The following is a 9,452-nucleotide window of genomic DNA, read 5'->3' on the forward strand; positions in this document are numbered from 1 at the left end:
CCAATACGGAGTAGCAAAATGCCCAAGATGAAGACCAAATCGGCCGCCAAGAAGCGGTTCAAGATTACTGCCACCGGCAAGGTGCTGTCGGCTGCCGCCGGCAAGCGCCACGGCATGATCAAGCGTTCCAACAAGTTCATTCGCGATGCCCGCGGCACGATGGTTCTGGCTGAACCGGACGGCAAGAAGGTCATCAAGAATTTTCTGCCGAACGGCCTCTAATCGCCTCGGCCTGGACAACGTTTAAGGAGATCATGACATGGCACGCGTAAAGAGAGGCGTCACCGCCCACGCCAAGCACAAGAAGGTCCTGAAAGCCGCCAAGGGTTTCTACGGCCGTCGCAAGAACACCATCCGCATCGCCAAGCAGGCGGTGGAGAAGTCGCTGCAGTATGCCTACCGCGACCGCAAGAACCGCAAGCGCTCGTTCCGTGCGCTTTGGATCCAGCGCATCAACGCAGCGGCGCATGAGCACGGCCTGACCTATGGCCGGTTCATCGACGGCCTCAACAAGGCCGGCATTGAGATCGACCGCAAGATCCTTTCGGACATGGCCATCCACGAGCCGCAGGCTTTCGCCGCCCTGGTCGCTAAGGCCAAGGTCGCGCTCGAATATCTGAAGAACACCACGCCGAACGCTTTTGAGAGCGCTGTCGCCTAAGCCAGCGCTTCCCAGGCATTCGCAATTCTGATGGGAAACCCGCGCTGGCAGGGCTGCTAGCGCGGGTTTTTTCTTATGCCCGCTGTAACCAAACTGGCACCCGCGTTACCAGACGGTGACGCAAGCTGAATGCCGGTCTCCAATCGAGAGAGTTTCGCCGTGAACGCCACCGCTGGAAATCTTGAAACCCTTGAAGCTTCGCTGATGGCCGACATCGCGGCCGCGGCCGACGAACCGGCGATCGAGGCGGTGCGCGTCTCGGCGCTGGGCAAGAAGGGCTCGGTCTCCGAGATGCTGAAGACGCTGGGCGCGATGAGCGCCGAGGAGCGGCAGGTGAAGGGCCCGGCGATCAACGGCTTGAAAATCCGCATCACCGAAGCGCTCACCCAGCGCAAGGCGGAACTGAAGGATATTGCGATCGCCGCCCGGCTCGCCGCCGAGAAAGTCGATGTCACGCTCCCCGTTCGCCAGTCGCCGGCCGAGCGCGGCCGCATCCACCCGATCAGCCAGGTGATCGACGAGATCGCGGCGATCTTCGGCGATCTTGGCTTCTCGATCGCCGAAGGGCCGGACATCGAGACCGACTATTACAATTTCACGGCGCTGAACTTCCCGGAGGGACATCCGGCGCGCGAGATGCATGACACCTTCTTCTTCCAGCCGGATGAGAAGGGCGAGCGCAAGCTGTTGCGCACGCACACCTCGCCCGTGCAGATCCGCACCATGGAGCGGCAGAAGCCGCCGATCCGCATCGTCATCCCCGGCAAGACCTACCGGCAGGATTCCGACGCCACGCACTCCCCGATGTTCCATCAGGTCGAGGGGCTGGTGGTCGACAAGTCAGCCAATGTCGCCAACATGAAGTGGGTATTGGAGGAGTTCTGCAAGGCCTTCTTCGAGGTGCCGTCGGTCAAGATGCGCTTCCGGCCGTCCTTCTTCCCATTCACGGAGCCCAGCCTCGAGGTCGACATCCAGTGCGACCGCTCGCGTCCGGGCGAAGTGCGCTTCGGCGAAGGCTCCGACTGGATGGAGATCCTTGGCTGCGGCATGGTGCATCCGAACGTGCTGCGCGCCGGCGGGCTCGATCCCGACGAATATCAAGGCTTTGCCTGGGGGATGGGCATCGACCGCATTGCGATGCTGAAATACGGCATGCCGGACCTGCGCGCCTTCTTCGACGCCGACGTGCGCTGGCTGTCGCATTACGGCTTCCGGCCGCTCGACCTGCCGACGCTGTTCGGGGGGCTGTCTGCATGACGGCACCTCACACCGGCGGCTGCCGTTGCGGCGCGGTGCGGTTCGAGGCGTCAGCCGAACCGCATCACATCAGCTATTGCCATTGCGGCGATTGCCGGCGCGCCAGCGGCGCGCCGGTGTCGGCCTTTGTCGGCTTCATGGCCGACCAGGTCGCGCTCAACGGCAAATCGCTGAAAAGCTACCGCAACGGCCCGGTGGAGCGGTCCTTCTGCGGCATCTGCGGCTCGCCGATCGCCTATACCGACCGGCGGCTCGACAACCGGATCTATTTCATGCTCAGCGCCATGGACATGCCGGCTTATTTCAAGCCGACGCTGCATGCCTATGTGCGAGAGCAACTGCCCTTCCTGCACATGCCGGACGATCTGCCCAGACATCTGAAGACCAGCGTAGCCCGGCCCGAAGAACAAAGACCCGACGGAACACAGTCATGAAATTCACCCTCTCCTGGCTCAAGGACCATCTCGAGACCGACGCCTCGCTTGCCGAGATCGTCGAGCGGCTGACCGCGATCGGCCTCGAAGTCGAGCATGTCGACGACAAGTCCGGCCTGAAGCCCTTCGTCATCGCCAAGGTGCTGACGGCGGTGCAGCATCCCGACGCCGACCGGCTGCGGGTGCTCACCGTCGACACCGGCGACGGCAAGCCGCCGGTCCAGGTGGTGTGCGGGGCGCCCAACGCCCGCGCGGGCCTGATCGGCGCTTTTGCGGCGCCCGGCACCTACATTCCCGGCATCGACGTGACGCTTTCGGTCGGCAAGATTCGCGGCGTCGAAAGCCACGGCATGATGTGCTCCGAGCGCGAGTTGGAAATCTCCGACGAGCATAACGGCATCATCGATTTGCCCGAGGACGCGCCGGTCGGCACCAGCTTCGCGGCCTACGCGCATCTCGACGATCCGGTCATCGAGATCAATTTGACGCCGAACCGGCCGGACGCGACCAGCGTCTACGGCATCGCGCGCGATCTCGCGGCGAGCGGGCTTGGCCGCCTCACCGGCGGCGGGATCATGCCGCATGCCGGCGACGGCCTGTGCCCGGTCAAAGTCACGATCAAGGCGCCGGAGCTCTGCCCAGGCTTCGCGCTGACATTGGTGAAGGGTGTCAAGAATGGACCGTCACCGAAATGGCTGCAGCAGCGGCTGATCGCCATCGGGCTTCGGCCGATCAGCGCGCTGGTCGACATCACCAACTACGTCACCTTCGACCGCGGCCGGCCGCTCCATGTCTTCGACGCGAAGAAAGTCGCCGGCAACCTTGTGGTTCGCCGCGCCAAGGAAGGCGAGACGGTGCTGGCGCTCGACGGGCGCGAATACACCCTGACGCCGGAAATGTGCGTGATCGCCGACGACAATGGCGTCGAATCGATCGCCGGCATCATGGGCGGCGAGCATTCGGGCTGCGACGAGAACACCACCGACGTGCTGATCGAATCGGCGCTCTGGGACCCGATCACCACGGCCCGCACCGGCCGCGCGCTCGGCATCATCAGCGACGCGCGCTATCGCTTCGAGCGCGGCGTCGACCCGGAATTCATGGTGCCGGGCATAGAGCTCGCGACCAAGCTGGTGCTCGAATTCTGCGGCGGCACGCCTTCTGAAATCGAGGTTGCCGGTTATGCCGGCCACAAGCCGAAGGTCGTCACCTTCCCGCTGTCGGAAGTGAAGCGGCTGACCGGCATCGAAGTGCCCAGGGCCGAGGCGCTGGACATCCTGACCCGGCTCGGCTTCGAGTCGCAGGGTTCGGGCGACGTCGTCAAGGTGAAGGTGCCCTCTTGGCGACCGGATGTCGACGGCAAGGCCGATCTGGTCGAGGAGGTGATGCGCATCCATGGCGTCGACAACATCGCGCCCCAGCCGCTGACCTCGCATGACGCCGTCAACGGCAAGATCCTGACCACGCTGCAGGTGCGCACCCGTTCGGCCAAGCGCGCGCTCGCCGTGCGCGGCATGATGGAGGCCGTGACCTGGTCGTTCATCCCGGCCAAACATGCCGAGCTGTTCGGTGGCGGCCAGAACGGCCTGAAACTCGCCAACCCGATCGCCGCCGACATGTCCGACATGCGGCCCTCGTTGCTGCCCGGGCTGATCGCGGCCGCGCAGCGCAATGCCGACCGCGGCATCGGCGATGTGGCGCTGTTCGAAGTCTCCGGCACGTATGAGGGCGACATGGCCGATCAGCAGCGGCGCGTCGCCGCTGGTGTTAGGCGCGGCACCGCCAAGCTCGACGGCTCGGGCCGCAGTTGGGCCGGCAATGCCGGGCCGGTCGGCGTGTTCGACGCCAAGGCGGACGCGATTGCGGCGCTCGAAGCCTGCGGGGCGCCGGTCGACCGGCTGCAGATCGAGCCCGGCGGCCCGGCCTGGTATCACCCCGGGCGCTCCGGTACGATCAAGCTCGGCCCGAAAACCGTGCTCGGCACGTTCGGCGAATTCCACCCGAAGACGCTGGAAACGCTCGACGCCTCCGGTCCGCTCTGCGGCTTTGAGGTGTTCGTCGACGCCGTGCCGGAGCCGAAGGCCAAGCCGACGCGGACCAAGCCGAAGCTCGAGCTCTCGCCCTTCCAGGCGGTGAAGCGCGATTTTGCTTTCGTCGTCGACAGGACGGTGGAAGCCGGCACGCTGGTGCGGGCAGCTTTGGCCGCCGACAAGAAGCTGGTCACCGGCGTTTCGGTGTTCGACGTTTTCGAAGGCGCTTCGCTCGGTGCCGCCAAGAAGTCGATCGCCATCGAGGTCTCGATCCAGCCGGTCGAAAAGACGTTGACCGACGAGGATTTCGAGGCGCTCGCAAAACGCATCGTCGAGAACGTCAACAAGCAGACGGGCGGCGTACTGAGGGCGTAACGCTTTCTTGGGATTGCCGGAACAGGGCGAATCGCCTTCCAAAGGGCGATGCACCATCTCCGCTACTCCGGCCTTCCTTTCGAAGAGCAACGCGCGGCCTTCCTCGCCATCGTCGCGGCTGACCCGCTGTTGGCCGACACGCTGGCGCGCGTGCGCCAGCTCGCTCTGCCGGATTGGCTGGTGGTGTCCGGTGCGCTCTATAACAGCGTCTGGAACCATCTGACCGGCAAGCCGCCGGGCTACGGCATCAAGGATGTCGACCTGTTCTATTTCGACGATGCCGACCTCTCCTATGAAGCGGAGGATGCGGTGATCCGCCGGGCAGCGGCGCATTTTGACGGGCTGCCGCTGCCGGTCGAGGTGCGCAACCAGGCGCGTGTGCACCTGTGGTATCCGGAAAAATTCGGACAGGAATGCCCGCGATACGCGAGTTCGAGCGAGTCGGTGAGCTATTTTGCGTCGAAGACGCATGCGCTCGGGGTGCGGTACGCCGAGAGCGGCGGGCTGGAGCTGGTGGCGCCGTTCGGGCTGGATGACGTTTTTTCGTTTCGGATCACGCCGAACCGGGCGCTGGACAATCAGCGGACGCATGAGGCGAAGGGGAAGCGTGCCAGGGAGTACTGGCCGGAGATTGAGGTTGTGCCGTGGTAAACATTAGAAAGATTGGCGGGACAGCACCCCCTCTGCCCTGCCGGGCATCTCCCGCCAAGGGCCCGCAAGCGGGTGATTAGCAGCTTCGCCGCGGACACGATTCGCTTAAATTGCAAGCAGAGAGCGCCGAAGTTCACAAGATAGTGTGGGTCCTTGTCAGCGTCCTACAAAATATCGTGATGCCCAGATGGACTCAAAAGAGGGAATCATGTTTCTGTTTGAGTGCTGACTAAAGGAATCGGTCGACCACAGATTGCCCTCTGCGGCCGACCTCTAGTCAGACCCAGCAATAACCCGCCGAGGGCGCTGGGCCGGTCTCGTTTGAAGACGTGATCACTGAATCACGGCTGATTCGCCGCGTCAACCCTCGGCTTTGTTGTCCACAACGGAAGGACAAAGCGATGAGCCTTTATGGCTTAACCAAGGTGCCTCTTGGCACCAAAAAGCGCACTGGTGAAACCTGCCCGGAAAGCGGCGTTTGGAAAGTGGATGATCCTCGCGACTCCACGACTGGACCCTTTGCAAAGGGCAATACTTTCCCCCCGTACAAGGGAAAGGCAGTGGTCTGGGTTCTCATTCAGTACGCGTAACCATGAGCAAGGGGCTGGATCGTACGATCCAGCCCCTTGCTATATCCGAATGCCTAGCGTCACCCATTCACCAGCGCCAAAAGCTCCTCCGTATAGCGCTTGCCGACCACCTTGTCGGGCGACAGCGCGTCACCGATCGCCGCCGCTTCTGCCGCGCTCAACTCAATCTGTGCCGCCGCCGTGTTCTGCTCCAGGTGCCTTATCTTCCTTGCCCCCGGGATCGGCACGATGAAATCGCCCTGGTGCAGCACCCAGGCGAGCGCCAGTTGCGCCGGCGTCACGCCCTTCTCGGCCGCCATTTTCTCCAGCACCGCGATGACCGCGTTGTTGGCTGCCATCGCCTCGGCCTGGAAGCGCGGCAGGGTCAGGCGCCAATCGCCGGCGCCGAGCGCGTCCGGCTTGGCGATCGTGCCGGTGAGCAGGCCGCGGCCGAGCGGGCTGTAGGGGACAAAACCGATGCCGAGCTCGCGGCAAACGGAGAAGACTTCATCCTCGGGATCGCGGCTCCACAGCGAATATTCGCTCTGCACCGCGGCGATCGGATGCACGGCATGCGCCCGGCGGAGCGTCGCGCCGCTCACTTCGGACAGGCCGAGCGCCCGCACCTTGCCTTCGCGCACCAGTTCGGCCATGGCGCCGACCGTGTCCTCGATCGGCACGTTGGGGTCGACGCGGTGCTGGTAATAGAGGTCGATCACGTCGGTATCGAGCCGCTTCAGCGAGGCTTCCGCCACCGCCTTGACGTGCTCGGGGCGGCTGTCGACGCCGACCATGCGGTCGGTGCCCGAGCCGTGCTCGGAAATCTTGAAGCCGAATTTGGTGGCGATCGTCACCTCGTCACGCACCGGCTTCAGCGCCTTGCCGAGCAGGATCTCGTTCTCGAAGGGACCGTAGACTTCGGCCGTGTCGAAGAAGGTCACGCCTATCTCGACGGCGCGGCGCAGCGTGGCGATGGCTTCCGCCTCCGGCTGGCCGCCATAGCCGAAGCTCATGCCCATGCAGCCGAGGCCGACGGGGAAGACTTCGAGTTCAGTTCCAAGTTTGCGGGTTTTCATCACGCGTCTCCTTGTTGCGATGGGCATGAGATAGCGCTCGACATCCTGTTCGATAATCAGTTCTCTTTTGTACGGCTTGCTCTATAATACAGAACAATGAATCGGACGAACCTTTCGCAGCTCGCCGTGCTCGCCACTGTTGCCCAATGCGCCAGCTTCCGCGGCGCCGCGCGCGAGCTCGGCATCGCGCCTTCGGCGGTGAGCCATGCGGTGTCGAGCCTGGAAGCACGGCTCGGCGTGCGGCTGCTCGCGCGCAGCACGCGCAGCGTAGCGCCGACCGAGGAAGGCGCGCAGTTGCTCGAACGGCTGCGGCCGGCGCTGTCGGAGATCGATCTCGCGCTGGAAACGGCAGTCGAGGCGCGCGACCGGCCAGCCGGCAATTTACGGCTCAGCGTGCCGCGCACCGCCGCGCATCTGGTGCTGACGCCGCGGCTCGGCGCCTTTGCCGCCGCCTATCCCGATATCGTGCTGGAGATCGTCATCGAGGACCGCTTCACCGATGTGGTCGAAGGCGGCTTCGACGCCGGCGTGCGGCTCGGCGAGAGCCTGCAGCGCGACATGATCGCGGTGCGGATCGGGCCAGATATCCGCGGCGCGGTGGTCGGCGCGCCATCCTATTTCGCTTCCATGCCCAAACCGCGCCATCCGCGCGACCTCGCCGACCACCGCTGCATCCGCTTCCGCTTCTCCAGCGGCATTCTCTATCGCTGGGAGTTCGAGAAGGACGGCGAGGAAATCGAGATCGCGGCGCAAGGACCGCTGATCCTGGACGAGGATCATCTAATCGCCCAGGCGGCGGTCGACGGCGCCGGTCTCGCTTTCGTCTTCGAACCCTATGTGCGGGCGCCGCTCGCCGACGGCACGCTGATCCGGGTGCTGGAGGACTGGTGCCCGTCCTTCGACGGCTTCTTCGTCTATTATCCGAGCCGCCGCCAGATGCGGCCCGCGCTCCGGGCGTTCGTGGATTTCTTCAAGGTGAGTGGGTGAGCCCCACCCTCCCCCTTTGAGGAGGGTAATGCTCCCGGAAGAAAGCCGGCGCCGGCTTCGTTCGCCTCCCATGCAATCCCTCACCAACACCCCCACCCGCTACGGCTGGGCGATGATCCTCCTCCACTGGCTGATTGGCATCGTCTTCATCGGCCAGTTCGCGCTCGGCGTCGTCATGATGCGCACGACAAGCCAGCGGGCGTCCTTCGAGCTGATCCAGTTGCACAAATCCTTCGGCTTCCTGCTGCTCGGCCTGGTCATCCTGCGCATCGCCTGGCGGCTCGGCAATGCGACGCCGGCGCTGCCGCCTTCGGTCGGCACGCTGGAGCGCAAGTCCGCGCCGCTGGCGCATTTCGCGCTCTATGCCTTCCAGATCGTACTGCCCCTATCCGGGTGGGCGCTGATCTCGGTGTCGACGCTGGAAATCCCGACCATGCCGTTCAACCTCTTCGTGATGCCCGATCTGCCGCTAACCGAATCCGACGCCGCGGAAGGGTTCTGGACTTCCGCGCATTGGTATCTCGCCTATGCCGGCATCGCGCTGGTGGCGCTGCACATCGCGGCGGCGCTGCGCCATCATTTCCTGCTGCGCGACACGGTGCTGACGCGCATGATCACGCCTTCGTCAGGCAGGGAATAGAACCGCGCCATCATTCGTTGGTGGCGCGAGAACGCAGAAAAAGGCGTATCTGCGGAAGGAAAAAACCCATGAACACGCGCATCCTCGGATTGGCGGCTTTTGCCGCTTGCCTTGCCGTGCCTGCCGTTGCCGCGGTGGCGCTCAGCGACGCCGCCGGCAGCTACACGATCAGCCCGTCGGGCTCCTCGATCCGCTTCACCATCGGCAAGGCCGGCGGCGGCGGCTTCGATGGCGCCTTCGGCCGCTTCAAGGGCACGATCCGTATCGACAGTGGCGATGTCGGCCGCTCGAAGGTCGACCTCACCATCTATCCCGAAAGCGTCGGCACCGGGCAGGGCCGCATCGACGCCTTCCTGCGCTCCGACGCGGTGTTCGACGCGGCCAACAATCCGGAAATCCAGTTCCGCTCCACCAACGTGACGCGCACCGGCGACACGACGGCCGTGGTGACCGGACGGCTGACGGCGCGCGGCAAGACGTTTCCGGAGAAATTCGAGGCCGAGCTCGGCGGGCTGACGGGCGGGACCATCAAGTTCCACGTCACCGGCAAGGTGCTCAGGTCGCGCTACGGCATGGATGTCGGCACGCCGCTCTATTCCAACGTCGTCGATTTCGACATGACGCTGACGGGGAGAAGGGGCTGAGCGCAGCGCCTTTCCTCGCCCCCGGCAAAGCGCAGGGGAATCGCATATGGCTTTTGGGACTTGAAGTTAGCCTGAGAAAGGATTCTTTGGGCAGGCAGTCGAGCGAGGGAGAGACTGCCATTTCCAGC

Annotated in this window: 11 protein-coding genes; 10 read left to right on the forward strand and 1 reads right to left on the reverse strand. The window is 64.3% G+C overall.

Annotated elements, in window-relative coordinates:
• Nucleotides 1-18 precede the first annotated feature (18 nt).
• The 7 genes from rpmI (at nucleotide 19) to P9273_RS25115 (ending at nucleotide 5,998) form a co-directional block, all read left to right on the forward strand.
• Nucleotides 19-222: a 50S ribosomal protein L35 gene (gene rpmI / locus P9273_RS25085; protein ID WP_027166935.1), complete on the forward strand. Its 204-nt coding sequence runs from the start codon at nucleotides 19-21 to the stop codon at nucleotides 220-222.
• Between the two features lie 37 nt (nucleotides 223-259).
• The gene (gene rplT / locus P9273_RS25090; protein WP_041000056.1) at nucleotides 260-661 is read left to right on the forward strand and encodes a 50S ribosomal protein L20; all 402 of its coding nucleotides are present in this window, start codon (nucleotides 260-262) and stop codon (nucleotides 659-661) included.
• A 204-nt stretch (nucleotides 662-865) separates the two neighbouring features.
• Complete coding sequence (gene pheS, locus P9273_RS25095) at nucleotides 866-1,918, forward strand: phenylalanine--tRNA ligase subunit alpha (RefSeq protein WP_278051186.1); 1,053 nt, start codon at nucleotides 866-868, stop codon at nucleotides 1,916-1,918.
• Nucleotides 1,915-2,352: a GFA family protein gene (locus P9273_RS25100; protein ID WP_278051187.1), complete on the forward strand. Its 438-nt coding sequence runs from the start codon at nucleotides 1,915-1,917 to the stop codon at nucleotides 2,350-2,352. Before pheS ends, P9273_RS25100 begins: the two co-directional genes overlap by 4 nt.
• On the forward strand, nucleotides 2,349-4,757 hold the full coding sequence (pheT, locus tag P9273_RS25105) for a phenylalanine--tRNA ligase subunit beta (RefSeq protein ID WP_278051188.1): 2,409 nt from the start codon (nucleotides 2,349-2,351) through the stop codon (nucleotides 4,755-4,757). Before P9273_RS25100 ends, pheT begins: the two co-directional genes overlap by 4 nt.
• Before the next feature lie 48 nt (nucleotides 4,758-4,805).
• Entirely contained in the window at nucleotides 4,806-5,408 is a 603-nt protein-coding gene (locus P9273_RS25110; RefSeq protein WP_278051189.1) for a nucleotidyltransferase family protein, read from the forward strand.
• Nucleotides 5,409-5,809: 401 nt separating this feature from the next.
• The gene (locus P9273_RS25115; protein WP_278051190.1) at nucleotides 5,810-5,998 is read left to right on the forward strand and encodes a hypothetical protein; all 189 of its coding nucleotides are present in this window, start codon (nucleotides 5,810-5,812) and stop codon (nucleotides 5,996-5,998) included.
• 59 nt (nucleotides 5,999-6,057) lie between these two features.
• Here P9273_RS25115 and P9273_RS25120 read toward each other — a convergent pair whose 3' ends face one another.
• A complete protein-coding gene (locus P9273_RS25120; protein ID WP_278051191.1) occupies nucleotides 6,058-7,053 on the reverse strand; it encodes an aldo/keto reductase in 996 nt (331 codons plus the stop codon).
• Between the two features lie 96 nt (nucleotides 7,054-7,149).
• Between P9273_RS25120 and P9273_RS25125 the strand changes: the two genes are divergently transcribed.
• The 3 genes from P9273_RS25125 to P9273_RS25135 all read left to right on the forward strand — a co-directional run bounded on the left by P9273_RS25125 (nucleotide 7,150) and on the right by P9273_RS25135 (nucleotide 9,324).
• Nucleotides 7,150-8,040 carry a LysR family transcriptional regulator gene (locus tag P9273_RS25125; RefSeq protein WP_278051192.1) on the forward strand — a complete coding sequence of 297 codons (891 nt, stop codon included), beginning with the start codon at nucleotides 7,150-7,152 and terminating at the stop codon, nucleotides 8,038-8,040.
• A gap of 70 nt (nucleotides 8,041-8,110) precedes the next feature.
• Entirely contained in the window at nucleotides 8,111-8,680 is a 570-nt protein-coding gene (locus P9273_RS25130; protein ID WP_278051193.1) for a cytochrome b, read from the forward strand.
• 68 nt (nucleotides 8,681-8,748) lie between these two features.
• Nucleotides 8,749-9,324, forward strand: a complete 576-nt coding sequence (locus P9273_RS25135; protein ID WP_278051194.1) for a YceI family protein — start codon at nucleotides 8,749-8,751, stop codon at nucleotides 9,322-9,324.
• Nucleotides 9,325-9,452: the final 128 nt, after the last annotated feature.

Origin of the sequence: Mesorhizobium sp. WSM4935 (assembly GCF_029625735.1) — a bacterium.
Classification (GTDB): Bacteria; Pseudomonadota; Alphaproteobacteria; order Rhizobiales; family Rhizobiaceae; genus Mesorhizobium.